The organism is Anaeromicropila populeti, from assembly GCF_900112775.1.
Lineage (GTDB): Bacteria > Bacillota > Clostridia > Lachnospirales > Lachnospiraceae > Anaeromicropila_A > Anaeromicropila_A populeti.
In genome coordinates this window covers 210,479-235,598 of record NZ_FOYZ01000005.1, presented here as the reverse complement: position 1 = coordinate 235,598, position 25,120 = coordinate 210,479, and the positions used below count along the sequence as shown (strand labels likewise).

General features: G+C 37.1%; 34 protein-coding genes. All 34 read right to left on the bottom strand.

The genetic code is table 11. The features are described 5' to 3' along the window. Positions 1-19: 19 nt before the first annotated feature. Complete coding sequence (locus BM305_RS08125; RefSeq protein ID WP_242940494.1) at positions 20-883, bottom strand: secretion protein F; 864 nt, start codon at positions 881-883, stop codon at positions 20-22. A gap of 11 nt (positions 884-894) precedes the next feature. After that, positions 895-1,830 (bottom strand): type II secretion system F family protein, encoded by a 936-nt coding sequence (locus tag BM305_RS08120; RefSeq protein WP_092560197.1) that lies wholly within the window; start codon positions 1,828-1,830, stop codon positions 895-897. A gap of 1 nt (position 1,831) precedes the next feature. After that, positions 1,832-3,190 (bottom strand): ATPase, T2SS/T4P/T4SS family, encoded by a 1,359-nt coding sequence (locus BM305_RS08115; protein WP_092560196.1) that lies wholly within the window; start codon positions 3,188-3,190, stop codon positions 1,832-1,834. Positions 3,191-3,193: 3 nt separating this feature from the next. Continuing rightward, a complete protein-coding gene (locus tag BM305_RS08110; RefSeq protein WP_092560195.1) occupies positions 3,194-3,934 on the bottom strand; it encodes an AAA family ATPase in 741 nt (246 codons plus the stop codon). After that, a complete protein-coding gene (gene cpaB / locus BM305_RS08105; protein WP_092560194.1) occupies positions 3,927-4,661 on the bottom strand; it encodes a Flp pilus assembly protein CpaB in 735 nt (244 codons plus the stop codon). The genes BM305_RS08110 and cpaB overlap by 8 nt, the downstream gene beginning before the upstream one ends. A 16-nt stretch (positions 4,662-4,677) precedes the next feature. Further along, positions 4,678-5,085, bottom strand: coding sequence for an A24 family peptidase (locus BM305_RS08100; RefSeq protein WP_092560193.1), 408 nt, complete (start codon positions 5,083-5,085; stop codon positions 4,678-4,680). 2 nt (positions 5,086-5,087) lie between these two features. Next, the gene (locus tag BM305_RS08095) at positions 5,088-5,408 is read right to left on the bottom strand and encodes a hypothetical protein (protein WP_143099150.1); all 321 of its coding nucleotides are present in this window, start codon (positions 5,406-5,408) and stop codon (positions 5,088-5,090) included. Positions 5,409-5,421: 13 nt separating this feature from the next. Then, on the bottom strand, positions 5,422-5,631 hold the full coding sequence (locus tag BM305_RS08090) for a hypothetical protein (RefSeq protein ID WP_092560191.1): 210 nt from the start codon (positions 5,629-5,631) through the stop codon (positions 5,422-5,424). Between the two features lie 11 nt (positions 5,632-5,642). Beyond that, on the bottom strand, positions 5,643-6,491 hold the full coding sequence (locus tag BM305_RS08085) for a conjugal transfer protein TrbL family protein (RefSeq protein ID WP_092560190.1): 849 nt from the start codon (positions 6,489-6,491) through the stop codon (positions 5,643-5,645). A 9-nt stretch (positions 6,492-6,500) separates the two neighbouring features. Next, the gene (locus tag BM305_RS08080) at positions 6,501-6,749 is read right to left on the bottom strand and encodes a DUF6133 family protein (protein WP_092560189.1); all 249 of its coding nucleotides are present in this window, start codon (positions 6,747-6,749) and stop codon (positions 6,501-6,503) included. Positions 6,750-6,775: 26 nt separating this feature from the next. Next, positions 6,776-7,144: a hypothetical protein gene (locus tag BM305_RS08075; RefSeq protein WP_092560188.1), complete on the bottom strand. Its 369-nt coding sequence runs from the start codon at positions 7,142-7,144 to the stop codon at positions 6,776-6,778. Positions 7,145-7,240: 96 nt separating this feature from the next. Further along, positions 7,241-9,238 carry a VirD4-like conjugal transfer protein, CD1115 family gene (locus tag BM305_RS08070; RefSeq protein WP_242940493.1) on the bottom strand — a complete coding sequence of 666 codons (1,998 nt, stop codon included), beginning with the start codon at positions 9,236-9,238 and terminating at the stop codon, positions 7,241-7,243. Beyond that, on the bottom strand, positions 9,235-9,669 hold the full coding sequence (locus BM305_RS08065; RefSeq protein ID WP_092560186.1) for a hypothetical protein: 435 nt from the start codon (positions 9,667-9,669) through the stop codon (positions 9,235-9,237). Before BM305_RS08065 ends, BM305_RS08070 begins: the two co-directional genes overlap by 4 nt. A gap of 15 nt (positions 9,670-9,684) precedes the next feature. Next, positions 9,685-10,713: a relaxase/mobilization nuclease domain-containing protein gene (locus tag BM305_RS08060; protein ID WP_092560185.1), complete on the bottom strand. Its 1,029-nt coding sequence runs from the start codon at positions 10,711-10,713 to the stop codon at positions 9,685-9,687. Positions 10,714-10,717: 4 nt separating this feature from the next. Then, positions 10,718-11,203: a plasmid mobilization protein gene (locus BM305_RS08055; RefSeq protein WP_092560184.1), complete on the bottom strand. Its 486-nt coding sequence runs from the start codon at positions 11,201-11,203 to the stop codon at positions 10,718-10,720. 11 nt (positions 11,204-11,214) lie between these two features. Next, positions 11,215-11,508: a hypothetical protein gene (locus tag BM305_RS08050; protein ID WP_092560183.1), complete on the bottom strand. Its 294-nt coding sequence runs from the start codon at positions 11,506-11,508 to the stop codon at positions 11,215-11,217. Positions 11,509-11,542: 34 nt separating this feature from the next. Further along, a complete protein-coding gene (locus BM305_RS18990; protein ID WP_177214626.1) occupies positions 11,543-11,707 on the bottom strand; it encodes a DUF6906 family protein in 165 nt (54 codons plus the stop codon). Positions 11,708-11,734: 27 nt separating this feature from the next. After that, positions 11,735-12,787 carry a DUF5688 family protein gene (locus BM305_RS08045; protein ID WP_092560182.1) on the bottom strand — a complete coding sequence of 351 codons (1,053 nt, stop codon included), beginning with the start codon at positions 12,785-12,787 and terminating at the stop codon, positions 11,735-11,737. 261 nt (positions 12,788-13,048) lie between these two features. After that, positions 13,049-13,342, bottom strand: coding sequence for a DUF4160 domain-containing protein (locus BM305_RS08040; protein ID WP_242940492.1), 294 nt, complete (start codon positions 13,340-13,342; stop codon positions 13,049-13,051). Continuing rightward, a complete protein-coding gene (locus BM305_RS08035) occupies positions 13,320-13,577 on the bottom strand; it encodes a hypothetical protein (protein ID WP_242940491.1) in 258 nt (85 codons plus the stop codon). Before BM305_RS08035 ends, BM305_RS08040 begins: the two co-directional genes overlap by 23 nt. 137 nt (positions 13,578-13,714) lie before the next feature. Then, positions 13,715-14,173 (bottom strand): hypothetical protein, encoded by a 459-nt coding sequence (locus BM305_RS08030; protein ID WP_092560179.1) that lies wholly within the window; start codon positions 14,171-14,173, stop codon positions 13,715-13,717. A gap of 11 nt (positions 14,174-14,184) precedes the next feature. Continuing rightward, entirely contained in the window at positions 14,185-14,460 is a 276-nt protein-coding gene (locus BM305_RS08025) for a hypothetical protein (RefSeq protein WP_207649464.1), read from the bottom strand. Positions 14,461-14,522: 62 nt separating this feature from the next. Further along, entirely contained in the window at positions 14,523-14,939 is a 417-nt protein-coding gene (locus tag BM305_RS08020; protein WP_092560177.1) for a hypothetical protein, read from the bottom strand. Between the two features lie 88 nt (positions 14,940-15,027). After that, a complete protein-coding gene (locus tag BM305_RS08015) occupies positions 15,028-15,438 on the bottom strand; it encodes a beta-sandwich lipoprotein (protein ID WP_092560176.1) in 411 nt (136 codons plus the stop codon). 224 nt (positions 15,439-15,662) lie between these two features. Beyond that, a complete protein-coding gene (locus BM305_RS08010; RefSeq protein ID WP_092560175.1) occupies positions 15,663-15,872 on the bottom strand; it encodes a hypothetical protein in 210 nt (69 codons plus the stop codon). Positions 15,873-15,908: 36 nt separating this feature from the next. Beyond that, complete coding sequence (locus tag BM305_RS18985; RefSeq protein WP_177214624.1) at positions 15,909-16,046, bottom strand: hypothetical protein; 138 nt, start codon at positions 16,044-16,046, stop codon at positions 15,909-15,911. Between the two features lie 44 nt (positions 16,047-16,090). Next, positions 16,091-16,624 (bottom strand): hypothetical protein, encoded by a 534-nt coding sequence (locus tag BM305_RS08005; protein WP_092560174.1) that lies wholly within the window; start codon positions 16,622-16,624, stop codon positions 16,091-16,093. A 27-nt stretch (positions 16,625-16,651) separates the two neighbouring features. Beyond that, positions 16,652-17,662 (bottom strand): DUF3991 domain-containing protein, encoded by a 1,011-nt coding sequence (locus tag BM305_RS08000; protein WP_092560173.1) that lies wholly within the window; start codon positions 17,660-17,662, stop codon positions 16,652-16,654. A 45-nt stretch (positions 17,663-17,707) separates the two neighbouring features. Continuing rightward, complete coding sequence (locus BM305_RS07995; RefSeq protein ID WP_143099149.1) at positions 17,708-19,915, bottom strand: hypothetical protein; 2,208 nt, start codon at positions 19,913-19,915, stop codon at positions 17,708-17,710. A 189-nt stretch (positions 19,916-20,104) separates the two neighbouring features. Next, positions 20,105-21,871: a hypothetical protein gene (locus BM305_RS07990; RefSeq protein WP_092560171.1), complete on the bottom strand. Its 1,767-nt coding sequence runs from the start codon at positions 21,869-21,871 to the stop codon at positions 20,105-20,107. Between the two features lie 21 nt (positions 21,872-21,892). Beyond that, positions 21,893-23,107 carry a DUF5710 domain-containing protein gene (locus BM305_RS07985; protein WP_143099148.1) on the bottom strand — a complete coding sequence of 405 codons (1,215 nt, stop codon included), beginning with the start codon at positions 23,105-23,107 and terminating at the stop codon, positions 21,893-21,895. A gap of 39 nt (positions 23,108-23,146) precedes the next feature. Then, positions 23,147-23,281 carry a hypothetical protein gene (locus tag BM305_RS19630; protein ID WP_272481953.1) on the bottom strand — a complete coding sequence of 45 codons (135 nt, stop codon included), beginning with the start codon at positions 23,279-23,281 and terminating at the stop codon, positions 23,147-23,149. 4 nt (positions 23,282-23,285) lie between these two features. Further along, complete coding sequence (locus tag BM305_RS07980) at positions 23,286-24,302, bottom strand: ParB N-terminal domain-containing protein (RefSeq protein WP_092560169.1); 1,017 nt, start codon at positions 24,300-24,302, stop codon at positions 23,286-23,288. Next, the gene (locus tag BM305_RS07975; protein ID WP_092560168.1) at positions 24,286-25,077 is read right to left on the bottom strand and encodes a ParA family protein; all 792 of its coding nucleotides are present in this window, start codon (positions 25,075-25,077) and stop codon (positions 24,286-24,288) included. Before BM305_RS07975 ends, BM305_RS07980 begins: the two co-directional genes overlap by 17 nt. Positions 25,078-25,120: the final 43 nt, after the last annotated feature.

Genomic DNA, 25,120 nt, shown 5'->3' with positions numbered 1-25,120 from the left:
GAATCCACCTCTTTCTCACTTAAAAAGTTAAGTTTTGCATGGCATACATTCCTAAAATGAGCAGATACATAACAAGCATACAGGCTAGAAGAAGCATCAGATACTTTTTAATCTTTCCTGGCTGTTTAGCAGCCTGTGCTTCCAACCTCTGTATCTCCATATTGTCCATATCATGTGACAATATTTCAAAATACCCTCTGTTATCATCTCCCCTAAGAGTTCCCAGCAGCCCTCTGATCACATCCGATAAGGCTGCGGATGTAATTCTGGCTTCCAAACGCAGTAACGCAGATTCATAGTTTCCCGAACGCATATCAGCACAGGTAATATCCAATTCCTTTTTCATTGCTGCCCCTGCATTTTTTCTATAATTCTCTAAAATAGTAAGGACATCCCGAGTAGCCATCAGCTCCTGCTTAATTGTGGAGCAGAAGCGGGGCAGCTCCAGTTCAATGGCTTCCCGCTTTTTTGCTATCTTTTCCCTTAACTGATTGTCTTCTTTAAAGTAGACCAAAATAGAAAGCACCACTACACCAACTGATATAATAGGCATAATTAAGAGACAAGGGATGATAAGGGTAAGCACTAGCCCGGCTGTCACAACGGACGTTGCCTTGAAGATTTCTGGTGTCTTTTCAATTCCCAGACTTTTCAGCTCCTGTTCCAGCTTGCTTCTTTTGTATTCATCTAAATGAATGTATTGAGAAAGCCATGCCGACATTCTCTGTATCATCAGTTCCAGTTGTATTAAACTGCTTTTTTTGGTATAGATATGAGCCGTTTTTTCTGTCCTGTATGTGGGCAGTTTCAATACGCTGGTAATCAAGGTATAGCTTCCATATGCCATTCCCAAAAATGTTAGTACTCTTATTATGAATAACAATTGCATCCCTCCTATCGTTTATACTCGATTGGTCTTGTTATTTTGATTACGGAAAATAAGGAAAAGAAAATGACACCCGCACATGCTGCTAATGTTATTTTTCCTGATTTCTGGTACACAAGAATACGAAACCAGTCCTTATTTAGAAAATACATCAGTGGTACATTGAGCACCACTAAGATTACCATTGTAATATATTCTTTTACTGGTTCGTAAAGCATGGTATCCAAACGGGCTGACACCACTCTCACGGTAGAGAGTTTTTTTACAATGGGCAGTAAGGTACTTTTCAGCTTGCTGTCATCCTGGCAGGCTACCAAAGCATCGCACCATTCCCCAAAGGTGTCGTTGTCTATTTTTTTCTTCATCTTCCGAATTAATTTCCGTATATCTGGATTTATGAGGTTTGCCTCAAAAATAAACTGCTGAAAAACATCATGTATGGGTGCATTGACATAATCAATGTTTTCCTCCATTGCATCTACTATGTTTTCACTTCGGATGTAACTGGTTGTGATAATGGATAATGTTGTTTCTAACTCTTCATTTAAAAGTTTTTTCATACGGAACCCCAGAATCTTTACATATAAAAAGGGAACCATTAAAAAACCTACTGCCAAAACAGGAACCAAATAGTAATTCTGCAACAGCAATGCAAGTAAAACCCCTGTCAGGGAAAGAATGGTTGCCACGGCACAAGTAATAGGGAACAGTTTTTCCTTTTTATTCAGCTGTAGTATAATCATGCTTTCCTGAATCAAATTCGTGAACCAGTTTTTCTTTTTCTTTCCGGTCGCTTCCAGCACCCTTGTTTTCAATTTTTTCTTTGGTTTCCATAAAAACACGCCTTCCATTCCCTGGATAAATTCCTTTCTGCTTATTTCTAGCAGAATAACAATTCCCAGTGACAGAAACAGAAACGCAAATAACTGTAACAATGTCTTCATTCTATCCCTCCATTATATTTTTGATGAGCTGACTATCCACAGCACCTTCCTTCAAAACCTTCTGCATATACTGGCTAATGTTGTTTTTCTTTTCAAAGATTCCTTCCAATCGGATTCTGCCTGCTTCATCTGTGGTATTTTTTTTCACAACAAACTGATATAACGTATTGATTTGGCAGGTTCCGTTCTCTTTCATGATACACTCTGTCATTTCTTCTACACGTCTTACGTTGTCTGGATACTTTTTTATGAATATGACAATCGGGAAAGCATTCTTTGCCATATTCACAAGGGTTTTGCTGTCATCGTTTCCATTTTTGCACAAAGAGGCCATTCTGTCATAAGTAAGGCGGCAGGATCGGGCATGTGTGGTGGTCACCACCGTATGTCCAGTATTTGCCGCTTCCTGTGCTGCCAGTGCTTCCTTTCCTTTCATTTCCGCAACACATATGAAATCAGGATTCATCGTCATGGCTGTCTCTAGGAGCTTCTCTTGGTCAACTGCCAACGTCATATCTTCTGATTTTTTTGTTACCATATGTATCACGTTGTTTTGTACTTCTCCCTTTTCATTTCGCCGAACCAGAGTAAACTCTCTCACATCCTCTTCAATGGTGATCACCCTCTTATGATAGGGTATCTGTTCCAGCAGATAACTCATTATCGTTGTTTTTCCAGAACCTGTCTCTCCTGTGACACACATACTCACACCATTCAGAAACAAGGCGGTTAACAGATTTAACATTTCCTCTGTAATTGTTCCTTTCTGTACAAAATCCTCTTTCCTGAAATGTTTCGGATTAATAATACGGATAGAAGCAGCAAGTCCCACTGCCCTATCCACACATTCCCCTCCAATCACCGTAATTCTTATATTTTCATTCAAATGGCTTCTTACAATTGGTCTTGACTTGTCAAAGGTAATTTTTGACTCCTGCCTTAACAGCTTTCGAATAATATCTTCACAATGCTTGGGAGAATAAAAATGTGCAGCTCTTTCGATTCTTCCATCACTGTAACTTACTTTCACATCATCCCATGCATTGATATTGATCTCTTCTATATCACTTCTGCCAGGGTCTAAATATTCATTCAGAATTGAAAATTGTGTCATTTCATTGATTAACTGCTTAACTGTTTCGTCCAACGTCATATCCTCTGCAACCAATTTTCTGTCCTGAAGATATTTCCTTATATAATTTTCTAACTGTTTCATTGCATTGCTGTCTTTTTTATTTTTATCAATGGCATCAATTAGGATGGAACAATTCTTTGACATATGCTTTTGTGTTCTTACAAACAGCTTCGGAAATTCCATCTGTTTGGTGTCACTTCGATCAATTACATTTTTTACTTCCAATGCTTACACCTCCTGGCATACCAGACTTGCTATTTTTTGTATTCCTGCATCATAAGCGGTACCATCCTTGCCACTCAGTTTGTCAAATAGTGTTCCTTCCATCCCTTGTTTTTTTATTTCTTTTACATCAGGAAGTTTTAAATCACATCCCAAATAGTTCACAGCTACTTCTACTGGCTGTTCACTTGTTACTTTTGAAAGAACCCGAATATGATTTTCTTTTCCATATCTACTGTCTACCAGTAAAGGCAGATTGGAGTCAAAAAAACTAAATGACTTGGTCGTTGCTTCTCCTATTCTGACTACATAATCTGCTATCTCCAGTGCTACTGCGGTAGGCATGTTGTAAGCCAAATTGGAAACGCAGTCGATGATTACATAATCCACTATGGTTCTCATTTCTTCATACACCCGAAATACATTCTCTTTTGTGCTGTCAGAATACGAAAAGGCATTCTCACCTGGAGCATATCCCATCATACAAATAGATTCACTAGGCGTAACCACACATTTTTCATATAGAGCGGTTTCATCCAGATTGGGCATGTTCCAGATTTCGCCCATTGATTTCAACTCTTTTGAGCCTGGCAGAATACATTTTAAATCTGGTGCATTGATATCGGTTAATAAAATTATGGACTCTTTTTGTTTCTTAGCAAGAGCCAAAGCCAGTTTGATAGATGTTGTGGTTTTACCCACATTTCCACTTCCCCATATAGCAACCATCTTTCCACTCTTATTCATTGGCGGTATCCTCCTTCATTTCTTCCAGAATCTTATCCTGTCGTTTTAAAAATTGATTTGTTATTTCTTCCTCTCCTCTGTAAATCAGTTCTAGGTGGACTTTCTGGTTTGCCTCCAGATTTGCCAATAATTTTGCCTGTTCTGGACTAACCAAGAGCGTTACCGTATCTGCTGTATTGCTTTCTTCTTTATCATCCCTTGTATTTTCATCAATATCGTTTCCATTTGAAAGCGTACAGGCAAGTACTTTTACATACGTAAGCTCAATCGGTATACTTGTTGTTTCCTCATTGGTCACAATAACAGAAACGACATCACCAGAAAATAGTTTTCCTGACAATCCCGCAGCAAAAGACTGAATGGTAACACTGATGGCTCCCTTGCTGCCATCCAGTCCCTCCAGATATTCATCACTGGCCAATGGTTTATTTCGTAACCGCTCCGTCAATACATTTTCATCCGCAAACAGATTATCCGCTGCGTATTTTCCCACTACCGCCTCTAGATTCTTTACATATTGTTTGGAAAGATTGTAACTTCCCACTTTTTCTAGCTTTACCATATCTGCTGTAATCCGAGTTCCTTTTTTAATATCCTTCGTCACTTTGACCAGTTCTGTTTTTCCATCTAACTGACGGTTATATAGTGGAGTAATCAGAAAGCAAAGGACTAATGCCAGAATAATACACCCGATTCCCACTACTGTTTTATTTTTTAAAAACTTCATTCTATTCCACCTTTCTTCATCGAAACATTTCCAGTAAAAATCCCGTTACCAAGTAAGGAAGTAACGGGATTTTTCTGTGTTCGTTCACATTTTTACCTATCATTTTTTTGATTTGATACAGAAACGCAACCATACCAAAACCAATCAGCAATCCTGCATATGTTTTTTGAAGTCCAAGCATACAGGCATTGGCAAAGATAAATTTGATATCACCTCCTCCTAACTGATTTGTTTTGACTGCCACATACAAAAATGGTGCCGTTATAAGCACTGCTTCGGCAAACTGGCAGGGAAATACGGAAAGATGTTCAAACAATGCCAGAAGAATAACCGCTATCGGAATCCAATCCTTGACCTGCATCGTTTTCCAGTCCCGATACGCTGCATAGAGTAATACGATGGTATCTACTATTTTTACTGGCATCTTTACTCCCACTCATTCCTGGCGATATACCTATATTTTTTTTGTGATTTTCTGAATTCTACCATAAACCGAATCTGATCCGTAATGCTTATGTTCGATCCATCTTTCGTAATACTGAGTATGGTTCCCGCTGGTATTGCCAAAACAAGAAATATGGCACCCACCCGATTTCCAGACAACCCATATGCCAGAAAACTGAACAATACTGCAATTAGCACCGAAATCAGGGTAATGCCAAATTCTTTCTGCCCATATCCGTCAAAATACTCCCTTCTTTTTTTTAAGCCCTGTGGCATGTATAACGCCTCTTTTTGCTCTTTCACTTATGTTTCACCTCTACTTATAATAGCTTTCTGCTAAAATCTTGAATGTCCAAACCATATTGGCTAGAAGCACAAACCATATGGCGTGCTTTATTCTTTTTAAATAGGCACTTGCCTCATCTGGATTTATTTTAATCCGGATGAAACAGTACAGTATTCTGGCTAAAGCTCCTGCATCGGCAAGTTCAATTAAATAGTTTATTACTTCTTGTAAGGTATCCATTTCTACCTCTCTTACTTTCTAAAATTTCTGATTATCATAGATGCCTGGGAAATCTTTCCCATTCCTCCCCCTCCTCCTGAGGACATCATAATAAATTCAGATAAAAATTGTGGTGCCTTTGTTGCAAAGCTAATAGCAGCAATTCCAAACATGACATGCTTATTTAGCATGAATACCAGTGAAAATTTCAGAAATAAGATCTGGACCAAAACGGTTAGAAGCTCTTGGACAATTTTTTTCACATATACTTTGAATACGCCTCCATCCGAATCCATTAATCCTGCGCAGGCAATGGGCATGCCCGCCTTCAGAACAAACAATTCCAGACCTCTCTTGATAAACTGTATCCAGAGCATTATATACAGGATTAAATATACAGCAGCCATTATCACCATAAAAAGTCCGCCTTTTGTTAAACCTATTACTGCACTAGGAGCCAGTTTTGCATCAATTGTTACATTTGCATTGTTCAGACTGTTTAATAAACGGTCAATCATATCCTCTGCAATATTCACTCCCACATCAAATAAGGTGGCAAACGAAATGGCAATGACCATAGCTTTAAAAAAGCTGATACACATAGTGAGCGGTTCCATATCGGGATCTCCATCTACCCACAAGACATAGGTATTAAAGCCTTTCTTTAAAAATTTAAGGATAATCAGGTAAATCCCAAACAGATACATAACGGCATAAAACTCATCAAAGCTCATTCCCATGTTGCTTTTCATATAAGTCTCTGCTTTTAGGGCAATCGAAACGATGTCTCCCAAAACGGAATCGAATTCTCCCAGTGCATCATTCATTAAATCACTTAAAACTCCCTTTAATCCGTCTATAAAGATATCTTTTAAATCCATACTCGATTCCTACGCTTTATAATTAAACAAATTATTTACCCCATCTTCCAGTCCTTTTAAAATGTTAACATTAAAAATTCTACAAAGACCAGTGAGAAGCACCCCTCCAATTACAATTGCAATTACATATTTCAGTGCCTCTTCCACAAAGTTTCCATCTGATTCCTGTAATTTTCCCATTACCTTCTTCATCTGACTCATAGCCTTACTCTGAATGGTTACTACCCATTCATTTACTCTATCGCTATTCTTTTTCATTTTCTAATTCCTCCACTTTCATTCAATTATTTGTAATAACCTGTTATGGTGCTAATCATTGCGGATGCTACCGTACCTCCTACTATGCATCCAAATGTAATTTTCAATCGTTTGTCCCACTGGTGCTGCTCTTGTTCATTTGCCGCACTTTTCCGGATAAAAAAATAAAGGGCACAGGTTAGTCCGATGCTTGGAACTAAGATTAAAAGCCAGTTTGATAAATCATTGATTAGATTAACAGTTCCTGTGGCAAGTTTACTGCTTTTGAATCCGCCTCCTTCACTCGCTTCACCCTCTGCTTTTACTACATACGTTTTAGAAAAAGTGAAAGCAGCCATATAATAGATTACGGCTGCTTTTTTTACCAATTTTGCTATTCTGTTATTTAATTTCATTTTTTCTTTTTTCACTCCTTATCATTGATTTTATTTTTTCAGAAAGACTTGGGGGATACCTTATTTTCTTTTTACGCATTTATGCTCTCCTTTTTTCTAAAATAGTCCGCCTGATTCCATCATTTGTTTTATAACAGCATCCTCAAAATTCTTTTTTTGAGTTTCTTCCTGCTCCCTTTGTATACTGGATTTATACTCATTCCATATACCCCATAGCGCAATCTTCGCATCAATCGTTCTCTCTAGTCTCAGCTTTTCCCTCTCTGCCATAATCTTCTGATTGTGCTTTTTACTACCTAATCCCAGTATTTTATTAAAATGCCAGGAACATAAATCAGGTGCATAGAAGATTGCTGGATCGTTGGTGCTGGTAACTAACGTGTACGGTCTTCTAATCCTGCCAATTTCATCTGCTGTCAGTAAATCTCTTGCCATCAGACTTACATTGTTACTGGTAGAAGGGTTTACATACCTTTGATTAGACGAACTTAAAGAATACGTTGAGATAGTATACTTTCCAAGTTTTCTTGCCATTAAATCATTTAAATCCGGATCGTTTGACTTTAAGTAAATCCATGTATCGCAATTTCCTCTTATGGTTTTTGCATTTTCTTTTTCATATTTTGCATCCAGCTGAGCCATATCCTGAAGAAAAATGCTGAACCTCATACCTTTTCCCGCTCCTACTGTCATCATACTCATAAAGGATGATATTTTTGCAAAATTTCCAAATTCGTCTAATATATAGTTGACCCTCTTTTCTAAACGTCCTCCATTCTGATCGGCTGCTTTACTTAGAAACTGATATTGCTGTGCCACATATAATGTTGCAAGTTCGTAATACGTACTTCTGTCATCTGGGAGGATGATAAAAACAGCCATTTTCTTATTGCCTATGTCAGCGGTGTTATAATCTGTTTTTGATGTCATTTCTGCAATATAAGGACTTGAAAACAAACGCAGCGTCATCAACGCTGACGTGTAAAAACTTCCCCTTGTTTTGGAGGGAGCAATTTCACCCACGGATAATAAACCCTTTGAGGGATGTTCTTCTGGCAAATCCTTCATATATTGATTGAGTGGAACTATCATCGCTTTTCCTACTGCTATCGGTGTACACATCTGTGAGATAAAATAGAATACATTAGTCAAGTTCTGATACTTCTGATTTTCTGGATGTCTGTTATCATATACAACAGCCATAATACTAGCTGCTATAATGGATGCTTCACCATTATTCCAAAGTTTCTCACCTTTTGCTTCTCCTACCAACTGAGCAGTCAAATCCCATGTAAAATCAATTGCTTCTGGAATATTTCCTGCATTTACACTATCAATAATGGATTGTAAATAATTATAATGGGTACTTTTTTTAGGATTTTTGAAATCAATGGTTACGATTTCATACCCTAAATTTTTTAGGAAGTAACTAGTGTAGCAATACAGTTCCCCTTTTGGATCTGTGATCACAAGACTTTCTCCTGATAATCCAATGGTGCAAATAGATTGAATTACAACCGTACGTCCTTTTCCAGATCGTGTTGCCCCAATGACTTGTATATGTGAGTCATCCCCATTAAAATAGATTAACTCTCTATTCTTTCTCAAATCATTTTTTCCCAGTACAACACCACCGTTTTCTATGGATACCTCCGCCAGATATTTGCCCTCTTCCTTTCCTTTGATATCATCCAGGTTATGCTTCATCCACTGTTCAAAAGGTAATAGATCCAATTCAAAATGTTCAAAGGATGTTTTAAATTCTGATTTATCTAACCATCTTGCCGTCCCACATTGTCCTTCTCCTGCCGGAGCTGGTGTGCTTATTCTATTTGTCACTCTTATTTGTTCGCTCTTGTAATTCTGTCTATTCCAAAACAGGCTCATTGTACTTAAAAAGATTCCAATACTAAAAGAAAGTCCATATAGCTTAGCAGCATTTGGACTTCTGGCATTGTATTTGATTATGTATCCTGGCATATAAGAATCTAGTACTGTTTTTCGAAGCGAGCTGTCTAAAATAGCAAAATAGTATAAAGCAAATAAAGTACCTGCTAACGTAATAAAAAGAACCGTGACTACCTTTTTTTTCATGGCTCTGGTTCCTGTTCTGGTTCTGTATTCCATTTATGAAAGTCAAATTCATCTTCTTCCCGAAAACGGTAGCCGTTTTCTATGAGCCAACTTTGTTCTTTCTTAAGATACTCACATGGACCATACTGTAAGGGAGTCCCTATTGCTAATTTTAATTCTCTTTTTATTGCTGTCACTTCTTTGTTGAGCTGTTCCTTTCGGTCTAACAGCAGATTAATATTTTTGTCATTACATGTCATTCGTTCCAGTAGAGCTCTTTTATCCTTTACAATTCCAATTTCTCCATTGGGAGCTTCTTTGAAATAATGATGGGTTCCCTGTAGGGAAATGATAGTTTGTAATCCGCTTTCTCCTTCTATAAATCCTTTTGATACTTCTAGAGTAAAATGTTCCGCATTTACTTTTTTTCCAAAATGATCGGTTAGTATCATCTTTTCACCTCGTTTCTAATATTCTTGTTCCCAGTTAAAGCCCTGGCCTTTTGCCTGTTCATGTAACCACTCTCTTAATGCCTCACCTTCTAGCTTGTTACCATGCCACTGTCTCTGAAAAGGATACTCATTATATGCATTATCTTTTGCAATTTGATTTGCAAATTGCAATAAGGATTGCTTCAACTGTTGGTGTTCTCTTACTACACTTAGGTTTTTATTTTGTTCTATTTGGCGGTTGAGGGCAAATTGCTTTTCTAAGGCTTCCTTAGTCAGTGGCAAATAATTTTTCTTGGGAAACCCGAGCTTGTCACTATTAATCTTTTTTCCATTTGGAGTTGTAAAGGTAATATCCTTACGGCTATCTTCCCAACGGATTTTGTACCCCAACTGCCCCATCAGAGAAATAAATTCTTCTTTGTTTTGTGCAACCTGCTTCACTGCTAGCCCTGCATGGAGCGTCTCGGCTTTCCAGCTGCGTCCTTGCTGTCCTGCCCGGTACTCTCCAGATTTAACATGTTCCTTTTTCTTTTGGGTAATAGATAATTCATATTTCTGGCAAAGCTCATCATTCCATTTTTGCAAAGCTGGAATGATATCCTTTGGTTTATGCCAATGGTACCCTGTTTCGTAATTGACACTGTTAATGACGTAATGCGTATGAATATGTTCCCTATCGGTATGCACTGCATATACGATTTGAAACCCTTCAAACTCGTTATGCTGAATAAACTCATCTGCAATTTTCTTAGCAAGCTCTGACGTAATTTCTCCTTTGTCAAAGCTTTGCACCAAATGAATTGCTTGTCTATTATCCGTTATCTCACCTTCTGTTTTGGGGCATTTGTTATAGTTGGACTTGGTAAGGACAAATTCATCGTATGCCGTATTGTAATTACAATAGACACCTCCCATCAAGTTTTCATTGGTCTTGTCCTCTCGCAAGATGTAATGGATTAACCTCTTTACACTTGCCAGTGACTTATAGGTAATCTTTTGCCCATTTTTATTTTTCTTGCCATCAATAAACTCCACAATCGCCATTTCATCACCTGCTTGGCTGTGTTTTCTTATTCAATTTGATCAATTCCTGATAGATTTTCTTTAGTTCCTCCTTTGTCTCTACTATATCAGGGCATTGTATCAACCCCTCATTACAAAGTCTGGCTATCTGGTTCAGGTTCGTGCCAACCTTATTCAGCTCTCTTGCAAATCCTTTTAGGTCTTCTATTACAACAATTTCTTTTCCCAGGCAACAGTTACGGATGTATCTGCTTTCTTTCATGTTTGCTTGTGCTGCTTTTTCTAAGATCGCTTTCTTTTCCTCTTCTGTCACTCGAACTTCTATCCGTTTTGATGTTTTGCCATTTGAACAAGCAACCAGAAGTTCCTTGGCTATAACAGTTGGAGGATGACCAAAGCAACAGAAAAGAATATATTCACTTTCTGTCTCATATCCCGCTTGTGCTGCCTTATCCTTTAAATACTGCTTCTCCTTCTCTGTTACCCGGACACTAATTTTCTTGGTTTTCATAATCACTCCCTCTATCCAGGTTCCTGCTCATATTCATATTCCATTTCCCTGGGCAATGCCAGATTAGACCGAAGTAAAAAACACGTATTTGCATTTTGAAACTCCTCTGTGCAATGGTAGAAAATAGTATTTCCTTCAGAATCTTTTTCCACAATGCAAAAAGAAAAGCCTGACGAACTATCCAGACTTTCCTTTGCTCCAAGAAATACATGATTAAATGCTGCAATCTGCTTATACTCTTCCTCCAGTTCCACGTTAGACATACGAATTACATTTTGAAAAAGTTCTTTCGTATTTTCCTGCAATCCATCACCTCCCTGACAATCCATTTTCAAGTTCTTAGGATACTTTATTTATTTTTCTAGTTCTTCCATTCTTTTTACTCTCTAATAACATACAATCATCCTGCTCGGATACCACAAGCCAATTGGCTGAAATTAAATGATTGTTTTCTATGATTTCTTTTTGCCTCCTTGTTGGCCGAATTGCTCTTTGCTTACCCAATTTCTTCATCCTCCACTCCATTTGTATTTATAATTCTAGTTCCCACTCATCCTCTGGCTCTGCATCCACAGAAAGCAGCCGTTCCCAATTTGCCCTGCTTGCTTCTTCCATTTTCATAGCGTTGATTGCTTCATTTTCCTGTCTGGAAAGTTCTTTATATGGTGTATCCGTAGCTAGGGAAAGTGTCCGTAAATCTTTGTCGTAGTAATATACCTGGTTGGATAACTGTTCTTCTATCGCTACTTGAGTCTGATTGATACCTCTTACCATTTCTGCTAATTCATTTGGATCTCCACCTGCTGGAACCGCAAGGACTTCATGGGTACTTGAGGGCAATATATAAATGTCTCCGCCTATTTTTTCTGCTACCTTGTGCAATGTTTCTTCATATAACATACTGACTGCACCATTTATGCCTTGTGCATTGGATATCACATACATACTGCTATCTTCATTGCTCATCACCTGTTCCAATTCTTCTGGCATTCCTTCCTCTGCTATCATGCCAACAATGACTTCTTCCATCGTTCTTACTGTCGGAGGAAACATCCTTTTTGTATTTTCTACTGCCATCTGTTGTATCTGCTTTTGAGATAACTCAAGCTGCTCCATTAGTTGATTTGTTACAATAAAGCTGGACATCCCCTCCAGGGTGCTGTTCACTACCCAGCGGTAAATTATCGACAAATCCTGATAGGGCTGATTGGGTACCTCTTTCAACAGTTGCTTATTCTGCTCTGTATTGACCAACATCATCACAAGATGTTCCTCTGGCTTTCGCAAATCCATTTCTCCTAATCCCATTGTTTTTGCCTGTTGAAAGCCCTTTTCTATTGTTTCAGCTGTATGTAACAATACCTTGTTTAAATCACCACCAGTCAGATACTCTTCGTATAGTTCATTTAAGTAAAGAGAAGGTACTGCCGCTCTTTTTCCTTCTGGTGGCACCAGTGACAAGCTGTCCAGCTTTTGGTTCACCTTGCGAACGGATTGAATCCTGATTTCATAGTCACCATACTGCTCTGGTAGAAAATCCTTTATTCTGTCTGCTACAATTGCTTTGAATGTTTCATAGTTCATTATGTATACCTCCAGTTGTTTTCTTTTGTCTGTTATTATAGGTTCTTGGGTAAAAATCTTTTATTTTTTCCTACCGCCTCCTTTCCGAACTATAAAAAAATAAGACAGATTGCTCTATCTTATTTGCTCTTAACCTATTGATCTTGATTTAAGTTTGCTGCTAATTACAAGGTAACTAATCACCTCCTTCCTTGCATTTTAGGCATAAAAAAACTACCAACCTATTATGTATTGGTAGCTTTGTGATTCAATATATATTTTTTAACAATAATAAGCAATTTCCTCTGTACAAAAATGCTCTTTCCATTCACTACATATTAGAAAGTACTGGGCTGCTATAATTTCCAACAATTCATTTAGCTCTTTCTGCGGAATTTTTCCATTGTTATTTGCTAAAACACATCCCCCACCAGAAGTAAGCCAAACTTTAGTGGCATTCGCTGCTGGCTTTCCCTTACTGATATGAACATGAATTGGTTCATTATTTTCATTTGACCAAAAAAACACTTTATAGCTTCCGATTTGAAAGAGACTAGGCAATCTGGATTCCTCCATTCTCCGCATATTTAAAAAACAAATGCGCATTGCTTTTTACTATCATCTCAAATTTATGAATCTCTTCCTCTGTAAATCCGTCTCGCTTAATCCATTGATAAGATGGTAGCGAACATCTTGCCATATCAAACCCAGTTTCTGTTGGACGTTCAAAATGTACTACCACTCTTTTTTCTCCATTATCATCCGTAAGAAGCTGCGAATGCAATATTTCTGTTTCATCAGCTAAAGTCATGTATGGATACATCATATTTGCTCACCTTCCTTTGACTATATTATAACGGTAATTTTGTAAAACCTCAACTGAATTTACTGATTGGTTCAGCTTGTTGATTTACTTTCTTTACATATATGTAAATCTCCTGAATTCGACTATTCATACATCCTCCACTCTAAAAACTTTTTTTGTTCCTCTGTAAAATGTTCCTCACTAACTTGATGTTCTTGAATTAACGAAATTGCAAAGTCCTGCTCTTTTTGACTAAGCAATTGAAAATCAAGTTCACATGGATGTGCTAATAATGCATGGTATATTTTTTCTCGTTTCCAAAAAATTATTTTTTGAGGTTTTCCCATCAAATAACTTACCATAAGCAAACTCCCAAGATAGATAGGATAAAAAATCCATACTAATGCCCAAAAGCCTTGTTCATCAACTTTTCCTTGCCCTAACCCATGCACCCACCAACCATTTTGATACATGACGGAAACAATAACTGTCGTGGTAAGGCTATAAATGAATGTTTTCACAATGATTACAAAAATATTTTTTACATAACCTAATACTGTTTGGATGATTGCCTTGACAACTTTTCGTTTTATTGGTTTCATCGAAATTCCCCCTATTCTTCAATTCCTCTACTTTGTACAATTTGCATACACAGTTTAATAGTGTCTTTAATAATAGCAATTACCTGTTCACTATACACTTCTCTTCTATCTTTATCATATTCCTTTTGCATTTTCTCTAAAATACTATTTAAATTAAATTCTGTAGATTGTTTTTCAACAAAATCAGATAGGTGCGGATAATAGCCGTTATCTTTCTCCTGCATTTTCCTAATGCACTCAGTCATTTGCTCTCGACTAATAAAAACATTTCTGTTCCATTTCTGCATCAGTAGGAATGAAAGTAAAAAGTACTTCCTTCTCTGGTATACTCGCTTTCATACATAATCTCCTATTCTTCCCACTGTTCTTCTATAACATTCAAACTTAAAACGGAATTAATTATACTAATATTTTCTTCAGCACAATTTTCACAATAGTCTTCCGAGCAATATACTGGCTTATTTTCAGAGTTACTAAAAGGACAATCGTTCTCTAATACCCTTATGAAATTTTCTGCAACCGATAAAAAATCCTTCTGATTATCTGTTTGGATATCAATTTCTAACTTCTCACTGGCACTCGTTACTGAATTGCCCCAAATAACATTTTCTTGCACGCAGCTCTCACAGCGACAATCTTCAGAACAACACTCTGGCTTATTTTCAGAGTAATGAAAAGGACAATCGTTTTGTAATGCTTTCACAAATTCCGCTACTATCCAAGTGAAATCCTTTTTATTGTCTGTTTTAATAATAATTTTTAACATTTTTTCTTCCTTTCCTTCTATTTTCAATTAAATAACCTTTGCTGCCCTATATCATGCATTACCCTATATTTCTAAAACAGCTGATTTATCAATCCTCATTAGTAAATGTAATTGGATTTATCATATCTGGTAAAAAATTGACCTCGTAATGATACTTATTCACATCAGCACCACTAATATCTTCTACAACATATAATGTCCAATCATTTAAACCAATAAAATGTTTTTTGTATTCTCCATCACCTGTTTCACATATAATTTCAAGTTGATTGTCTTCTTGATCAACCTTTAATGAAAAAGCCGCGATAAGCTCAAATATAGGATTATCTGTTCTTGCATTAATAACTGTTAGACGTCTGATTACGTTAAAATTGTCAGCTTGCTGAGAGACATTATATGACACTCTATCAGCTTCTCTTTCACACCCTGTTAACATTGTTCCTATCATAGATACTATTGAAATGGTTAATATAATTTTCTTAACTTTCTCTTTATTCATGTTTTCTCACTTTCTTTCGGAATAAAGTCTCTAATGAAACTATCGACTACTTAAAGTTCTGAGTTATCTCTTCACTTTATTATTAGAGGGCGTGGGATACTTCCCACATCTGGGGTTCGGGTCTCCCGACAAGCTCCTTGTCCGACGTTAGTCGTACAAGGGGGAAGCTTGCCAGTTAAATATCAGTTTTTTAGATTTTTGATTAGATACGGAAAAAGAAATTTTTATTTCTTATGTATTTTCACAATGTAACAAGGAAAAAACCATTCTATCCTTGTCAATATTTCCGTTCCATTCTTATATTGATATTCAATTGCATACATCTTAAATGGCCATATGTATTTGGTATCCAGAATTACCGCCTTAATTATATCTTGACGATCATAACTGTCATATGACATCCTGACTTCTTCTCCAATAGCAAATCTTCTCATAGCACTCCTCCTCCCAATTCAATTATAGTTTCCTTCCTATTTCTTTTTCAAATTGCTATAAGCCTGTAATCTTTGCTGTGTTTGCTCCTTCTGACTACGCACTTCTTCCAACTTAATGATGCCTGACTTACCATTATCTTTACTCTCAAGTACAAAATCCTTTTGATATGCCATACGCTCCCTCCTTTCCATTCTATCTAGTGATTGTTACTACTCTTTCAGTAATCTTGTTCCATATCTTCTTCCAGTTTTTTAAGTTCATTTCTCCGCTGCTTTTCTTGTGTTTTACGATAATCTTGTTCCCAAACCTCATAATAAGCAGCAACTTTATTTAAGTCAAAACTTTCAGGGAGACTTTCTTTGAGGATATGCATTTGAGTTTCTGCATCTTTCAGATTTTTTTGAAAAAAATTAAGCATAGGAACTTGTTCATCCGTTGGTTTTGCAATTATTTTTTGCATATTCCTTGCCAACGAATATTGAAACAAGTAATTACTTACTTGACGCTGCTCATTCAATTTAATAAAGATAAACTGACTAAAATCTTTTTCTATGGCATCAACCGCATTTCTAATTTCTTCTGGTAAGTTCATTTCCCTTAATGCATAAGATATAAAAGATCTAGCCCCGCCTGCTTCATTTTGTTCATAATCTATGAATGTATAATAATTGTAGGGATGTCTTTCCATGATGTCTAGAATACTCTCCTTTTTCTTTTCATAGTAATTCATTGCTAATGTTTCTAAATTCAAAATTTCACTTCCTTTCTGTTTCTTCTCCTATATCGCCGCCTCCAGCTCCTCCTGTTCCAGCTGTTGCTCCTGCATCCTTTTTATCTCCTGTTTAGCCAGAATACGGTTAATATCTTGAATCAACACCTCATTAAAGTCCTTTTCTTTCATATGAATCCGTTCTACTGCATAGCGGTCAGCATATTTTTCTGCTATTTTGTTGCACCCTTCTATTCCTGCTTCGTCCTGGTCTAATCCCATTTTGATTTTTGTTACTTCTGGATGATCATATAAATACTGTTCCAGGGCAATGTCACTGACACCGCCCAGGCTTAGTAAATGCTCGTCCTGAATCATTTTTTCCAAGCCATGTATCTTATAGATAGTCATATAACTTAATACATCAATGGGTGCTTCAAATATCGTTAGCACACCATTTTTACCTGGTCTAGCAAAGCCATAACGCTTGTCTGATTGTGCAGCTTCTCCTTTAAAGGAAGTTCCTACTGTATTGGTACCTCGTATGGCAGCATACCGAGGTTTTCCCTCGGTATCCTTTCCAACAAACATGCAGCTCTTTTTGTCATTTTCATAAAGCAGCTTATTCTTTACAAACTCATTTACGATGTCAGGGTGTATTTTTCTTGTCTTAACCAAATAAGCAAACACATGCTTATAGGTGGTATTTTTTTCGGGCAGCTGAAAGTTTTCCTTCGTTTCCTTTTCCCTATCCTGCTCCTGATTTGGAATAAAAACTTCATATGCGCCTTCCTCATTTAGAATATTCTGTACTGCCTCCAGCCAGCTCAATCCTTCCATATAAATCAGAAGCTGGATTGGTCCGCCACCTGTTTGGGCACTGTGACAATACCAAGTATTCTTGTTCCTATTAATATCAAGTCCTCCCTGGTGCCGGATTTCTGCTAACTTATGGCTTTTATCCCGGACTTCATATCCCCGGTATTTTGCCAGTTCATACAAATCGGTCTGGTCTGCCCGATCAATCTGCTCCTGTGTATATTTTTTATATTCTTTGGGTGTTCTATCACAATAAATCAACCCTTTCACCTCCCATACATAAAAAAGGAACCGTAACAATTACTGTTATGGCTCCAGTTCAGATTCTTCTACATACTCTGTTTGAATCTCCATTTCCTGTACTACTTCTGGTACTTTGGGCTGTGGTTCTGGTAAATGCTCCAGTAAGCTTTGAGTTGCCTTTGCTCCATATAAATTTCCAAATGTTTTTTGTAATAATTCTACCTTCTGGTCATTTCCCAGACTGGTATCCGCAATTACTTTTTGACAGAATTCTGCAATCTGAATATTATGGTTCTCTTCGTATTGGAAGAATTCTTCCACGTAACCCTCCTTCAGGCTTTCCCTTGCATTTTTCTGCAATGACTTTTCTTCCACCGTATCAATATACTTTTCCGCTGCATGTTCAAATGCGGTTGCCTTATCTTCATTGGTTACTTCTTCAATGGCATTTCCAATTTCCACTACCTTATCAAACACCTTCACCAGGATATTTTTCTTTTCCTCAATGGACTTGTCTGCAACTTCATCTTCAATGGCTTCACAAATCTCCTTTACCGTATCTTTCATGTCCATGGATACTTCCTGCTGGATTTCTTCCTGTGTCAGGTCTGGATGCTGCACCTTCAGACGATTACTCAATGCTTCGTGAATCGTATTGTACAATTTAGAAAGCTGCTCTTTCAAAGTTTCCATCACTTGTTTTACAAATAAATTCATTCGTATTGTATGTATATCTTTTGCGGTATAATTCCCAGTATTAAAGCTGCTCATAATTTCCAGTCCATCCTGCATTCCTAACCGCAGCTCTTTCATCACATCTGCACCTAGTTCCTTTTTAGCAATTATCTTCAGCTGTTCCGCTGTTAACCCATGTTTCATTCCAAGGCGGATTTCTTTTGCCTGATCTGTCGTAAAGACGCATTCCTTATTTTTTAACCGGAACGGTTTGATGTCTAATCCATCCTTTACTGCTAATCTTACTTCTTTTACGTAGGCGGCTGGTACCGAAGCAAATGCAAACTTGCTAAGGTCTACACCATCTTCTAATGCAAGCCTTAATTCTTTCATTTGTACAGGTGCCAGCTCCAGCTTGTCAAACACCTTAATATCAAGTCCTTTTTTTGTACCAGCAATAATTTCTGCCAGCTGCTCTCTACTAAACGTTTTTTTCGGCGAGTGGAGAGAGTGGAAGATCTCTTCTTCTTCTTCTTTTTCCATATCTGATTCAGCTAACTTAGGAACTGGTTGTTCTGGTGCCTTTTGTTCCGCTTGCACCTGGTTCTCTTCCTGAGTCTGCTTTTCCTGAATCTTTGGTTGTGGTTGGCTTTCTGAATGTTCTGGAACTGGCTCTTTGTCTTTTATCACATTTTCTATTTTCTCTGGCTGGTGTTCCTTCTCATAAGCTGTATTATATTCCTCTGCTGATAGGTACTTTGCCCTGTCTTCCACCAGCGTATCCATGGCTGCTGTCCAATGCATTTCGCCCATTCTTTTCGCAAACCTGATTGTATTACCATGTGCCGTTGTACCATCTGCGTCTTCTACTTCCCATGAATTGTTTTTCTTATTCACGGAAATTAGATTATCTGTCAAAACGTCCTGAATTTCTGCCACCCTGTCGTTTTCAAAGTCAATGACGTATCCTTTCTTTCTTGCATAGTCCATAATACTGATACTATTGGCTAGTTCCACTTCTGGATGCTTTGCCTCTTCTCTTTCCTCCAGTCCTACTGGTTTTACTCTTTTCTTTGCCATTTGAATGACCTCCTTATTCATAAAATCACCGTCCTCATAGTGAGGCTCGTAATAACGTGTAGCAATCTGGGTGCCAATTCTATCCCATTCTGCTTGCTGATTTTCAATATTTTCTGCTAAATTTTCGCTGTAGTAATGCTCAAAAATACGTTTACACGCTCTCTGTGCGTCTTCATCAGCCTCAATCGTGTAATTCTCATTATAGGTAATAAGTAATGTAGGATTGTTTGGGTTTGAATAAAATTCAATACCTTGCACATTTGCAACTAAAACTAAATCAGGGAAACGGCTATTATTTTCTTCGTCTAGTGCTGTAATTTCTTGCCCCACTCTTGAAACAAGTGTATATTCATGTCCAATAATATTTCCAATCCAACTAAAAGTGATGTGTTTATCGTTTGGGTCTAAATTATTAGCCGATAGCATGAACCCGTTATTGCTCTCAACTCTCCACAGCTTATTCTTGAATGAAATGATATCGCCAGCTATCAATTCGGGTCTTTCGTTCGATGGCATCGTGTTACTCCTTTCTTCATGCGTATGTGTATTAAATAGTTTCTCCAGATCTCCGTTAACTGCATCCATCAAAAAATCACCTCTCTAAAATACCGTTTTCAGTTCCTGCTCTGCTTCCTACATTTTTTAAACCAGCTTTATTGCTTCTTTTTCCGCATCACCTCCTTCTCTGACTCTGAATGAATCATTTCATATCTCCATTTCTTCTTCCAAATCCTCTTGATACATGTCTTGCGAAGCTGACACTTCCGCTTGATGCAACTGCTCCATTATTCTTTTTAGTGCAATCTCCGCATTTTGGCTCAACTGTCTTTGCCAAGCTCCCTGACTGGGAGACCACTTAAATCCACCTTGTTTTAATACCACACGCAAACCGTCCCCTGGCTTATCCTCAAAAAACAGTTGTAACCTCATATTGTCCTTATTTCGAACAACTTTAAAATATTTAGTTACCTCTTCTGGAACTTGTTCTGCTTTATCTTGAACTTTTTCTAGGGAAGCAATTCTTTCTTTTATAGTGCGCATATTCTGATTGTTATTTTGAAGTATGTAACTAGGAAATGGTTTTGCATCTTTTCTACTGTTCAAATTGCTATTAAATTTCTCTGCCATTTCACTGGAAATGTATGGACACCCTTCCAGTTTTTCTTTTAACTTTTTAATTGCGTTTTCATCATCAGATTTAATTACTTCCCGACCATTTAAAATGCTGTCAAGCTTATCCTTTATTTTTTCAATTTCTAAAAATTCTTTATGATTTTTATTAGCAGCCATGTTTTGCTTTTCTTTTTTTCTGACTGGAAAATTACTGGCTCCTGAAATCATCACGGAAGGACACATAGTTCCAATCCGGCTTGCAGCATTAAAGTTATCCGCTAGTTTTCTAGCATACCTTTCTGCAAGCCTATAAGCCTTCTCCGATTCCTCTGGCTTTTGTTCCTTAATCTTTTCAGCAGTTTTATATACCTCATCTACCAAACGTCTATACTCATTCGTTTTACTTCCTAATTTATAATCATCAAAAGACATCATACTATGTGCTAATGTAGCTGTCTTTTCATCAATTTCATAGTATCTGGATGATATAGAAAAAGAAGCCTCCTCTTTATTAGCTGCTTCTTTTTGCTCTACATTTTCTAATTGTTCTTCTTGTCTTCCAGAATCTCCTTCACTTGTCTGCCTTCCACCACTGGAAACCACATGCCCTCCCACTCCTCGTACTCCATTTCCATCCCATTCACTATTTCTGTTTTTCTGTCTCCGTTCATTTTCTTGCTCCTTTCTGATTTCCATTGCAATTTCCTTCGACTGTAACAAGATTTCTCTTGCTGCCTTTACAATGCCAGTTCCCATGCAATCTAATTCCTCTGTATTAATGTGATGCAATTCCGAAAAGTTTTCCTTTCCTGTCTGCTCTAAATTGCAGCGATATTGAACCATATATTCCATACTCTTATAAACTAACTCATGATTTCTCAATAATATTTCAGCTGCTGTATCATTTTCATTTTTAATAACTGACTTAAACTGCTCCATAATGATACAAGCTCTAATATCCTCAGCGGTTTTAATAGTATGGTCCAGATACTGCTTATTTCTCTCAATAAAGCGTGTTTCAAAGTCCTCTCTACTTTCCTTGTTTATTTTCCATATCCATGCTTTTATGGGTTCTTGAAGCTGACTGTTATCAAAATAATAATCCATGCCAAATCGGTTCTCCGCAGGCACCACAATGCTCTTTTCACCACTTCTTACTTTTCTGCCTGCCTTCTGCCAGGCTGAATAAGATGCTAACTGAGTCAGCTTACTGTTCTGCATATAGGCAGTAACTAATACTTTGAAATCGTACTTATACATGCAGCCTGCATACTGTAAAAATTTTATCCATTCTTCTGAATTATGAATTAGCCTCTGCACGCCCTGGTAGTACAGCTCCTGTAATTCTTTTCCCTTCATGACTACTCCTCTCTAAAAAGGTTAACCTGCTTCTATTTCCCACTCATTCTCCTGTTCTACCGTAACCTCCAGTATTTGTTGTTTATAGATTTCCTTGTCAATTTCTTTTATTATAGATTGGGATTCCTTTCTGATTGTATGTAACACTTCCTGAAGATCCTTTACTTCCTTATTTTTGCTCCAGCCAGCGATGTAGTCAAAAGAGACATCCGCTAAATCAAACCCATATTTTTTAGATACTATATAGGTAACACTTTCCGCTTCTATTTCTCTAGTATTCCGTGTTTTTTCCTTATAATTTGTATTGGGATTATGAAGCCTTGCATGTACCATTTCATGAATCAGCACCCTGGTTTTGTCTATCTGATTTAAGCCCTTTTTAATCGTAATATCATCTGTTTCTCTAGAATAATACCCCAGTAACCCTGCTTCTTTGATTTCCTTCTCTTTTATAGGTATCCGGCAAATTTTCCATACCGCCTGATATAACTTTTTTACTAACTGACTATCAGCCTCAATTGTTTTGGGTTTCTTCAATATTGCTTCTAAAAATGCTTTCGCCTTAGGATGAATCTTCTTATCTCCTTCTTTCTGCTGAATATATATGGGTTCCACTTGAGAGATATCAAATACATACACGTCCTGAAATCGAATAATTTCTTTTCCAATCACATCTTCCTGCATAAACTTTTTGAGCTTTTCTCGGGTGATTCCTTCCACTACTTTGCTCCCTACACGCAGCTTATAACTGCTATCGGCATTTTTAATGATTTGAATGTTTCCTATTGTAAACATTGTTTTTGCATTATCTATTCTTTCCATTGTCTGTTCAATTGGCGTTGTATAAAACATGGGTGCCAGAATACGTATTCCCTTTTCTCCTTTTCGCACTTTCATTCCCAAATCGTCCTGCCAGGCTCGGTATCCTTTTACCATTCCTGCATCTGGATTCTGTAATACAATTAGCATTACATTTAGGAAGGAGTATTGATGAAATTTTGAACATACATTTAAATAATTCTGAAAGGAACCACTTGTAAATACTTCCTGTACGCCTTGCTCTAACTGCTTAATTAATTCCTCTGTCTTATCTGGAACAATTACTTCGTCCTCAGTGATCCACTTGGAAAATAAGGTGCTGTCCTGTTCATTTGTAATAAACCATAACTTACTTTTACTGTCCCATTTGGCACCCAGTTTTTTAACTTGTTCCTTCTCTTTATATGGTACCTTCAAATAAATTTTCTCCTGATTCACAGTTTATCACCTTCTTCCTTATGATAAATACTTCTTTAGTTCTTCTACAGGACAATCTTTTGCTGCTTCAATCAAACATTCTGCTATGTTTTGTTGTCTGTCTTTCATAACCTTCTTTTTATCTTCCTGTCCTTTTTTTCTGCTCTTTTTCACTTCATCACTCCTTTGGTTTATGCTGATAATAAAATTCTAGTGCCTTTTCTATTTCTAACTCCACCTCTTCCTGGCTCTGCTCCTCATTGAAATATTTTTTTATCATAACTGGTTTGAGCTTAATTCCTTTCTTTAAAATAGAATTGGAACCTACTTTTTTCGGTTTGTAGGTTCCATTCAGGACTTTTTCCATAGTGGCTTTATCTAGCCGACTACGTTTTTCTAATGTCCTCAACTCAGATGCTTTTTGCATATCAATCTTATAGGCATTTTGGTTTAGAAAATCCACCAGATATATCTGGTTATCCTCTGACAAATAAGAAAGCTCCACTCCTGCACGAAGGCAAATAGCTTCTGAATCGATAAATTCTTTTAACTCATTTATTAGTTCATGAATGCGAAGATATCTAGCTACTGTTCTTCCGCTTAAATCATAATATTGACCTGTAATATCACTAGATTTCAACTTAGTGCCCACTGGGCAACAAGTTGCTTCATCCCTTATTTCATCCGCATTTAAGAGTTTTTTTACTTCATCAATTAGACTCATTCTCTTACCCTGACATTTTAGTGCCTCATAGTGTTTTGCAAGTACACATGCCCGCTCAGAATGACACAAATCACTAAAGGATCTTTGTATTAAATTTGTCTCGGTCACGATGAGCATTGCTTCTTCCTCTGAAAGTCCGTCCATGACCACTACAGGAACTTTATTTAGTCCTGCTTCCCTGGCAGCATTCCATCTATTGTGACCTGCCAGTATTTCATAAGTACCAAATCTTCCGCTTATAGTTCTCACAATTAGGGGTGACAAAACCCCCAATTCCTTTACACTTCGCACCATGTCATCCAGTCTTGCTCCTTCATAGAGCTTGAATGGATGATTTTGAAAAGGTACCAGCCGTTCAATGTCTATTTCCTTAACTGCTCCTTCTTTTTCTGTATCCTCACTCTGTTCAGAAAAGCCACTTAATCCAAGCATGTCATCCAGGCTTGTTAACTTCTTAATTGGCTGCGTCATTTGCTAACACCTCCTGGGCAAATTCGCGATAAGAACACGCTACTTTATTTTTTTGATCAAATTCTATAATACTTTTGCTGCTTAATGCTGATTCTCCAACTCTTACTGACTTAGGAATATGCGTACTATAGATATTTAAAACTTTTCCATATGCTGTTTCAATCATGCTTCTAATCTCTTTTGATAAATTCATTCGTTCTGTATACATAGTTAATAAAATTCCTTTTATTTCAATACTAGGATTAATCCTCTTTTTAACTTTTAAAATATTCTTTAATAATAACTCTAAACCTTTTGCGCTAAGATACTCTGGAGTTACTGGGATTAAAACTCCATTACACGCTGCCAATGCATTAATTGTTAACATTCCCAAACTTGGAGAACAATCAACAATTACATAATCATAATCCTCTTTCAATTCACTTATAATTGCCTTTAAAATACTTTCTCTACTCATTGCATTTACCAGGCTAACTTCAATTGCAGATAATTCTATATTACATGGGACTAAATCCATTGAACCAACTGTAAGAATATAATCATTCTTTCCAGGTAACAGCCTATCTTCCATAGTCATTGCCATTAGGGATGCAATAGTTGTTACCAAGTTGTCATTGTTATCATATCCACAAGATATTGTTAAGCTTCCTTGCGGGTCTAGGTCTATTAACAACACTTTTTTTCCGCTCTCCGACAATGCATAGCCCAGATTTAATGCTGTGGTTGTTTTACCAACTCCACCTTTTTGATTAACAATAGCCAGTACTTTACACATAAACAATCTCCTTCTTTCTCTTTTCAAATTTTAATTTACCTTT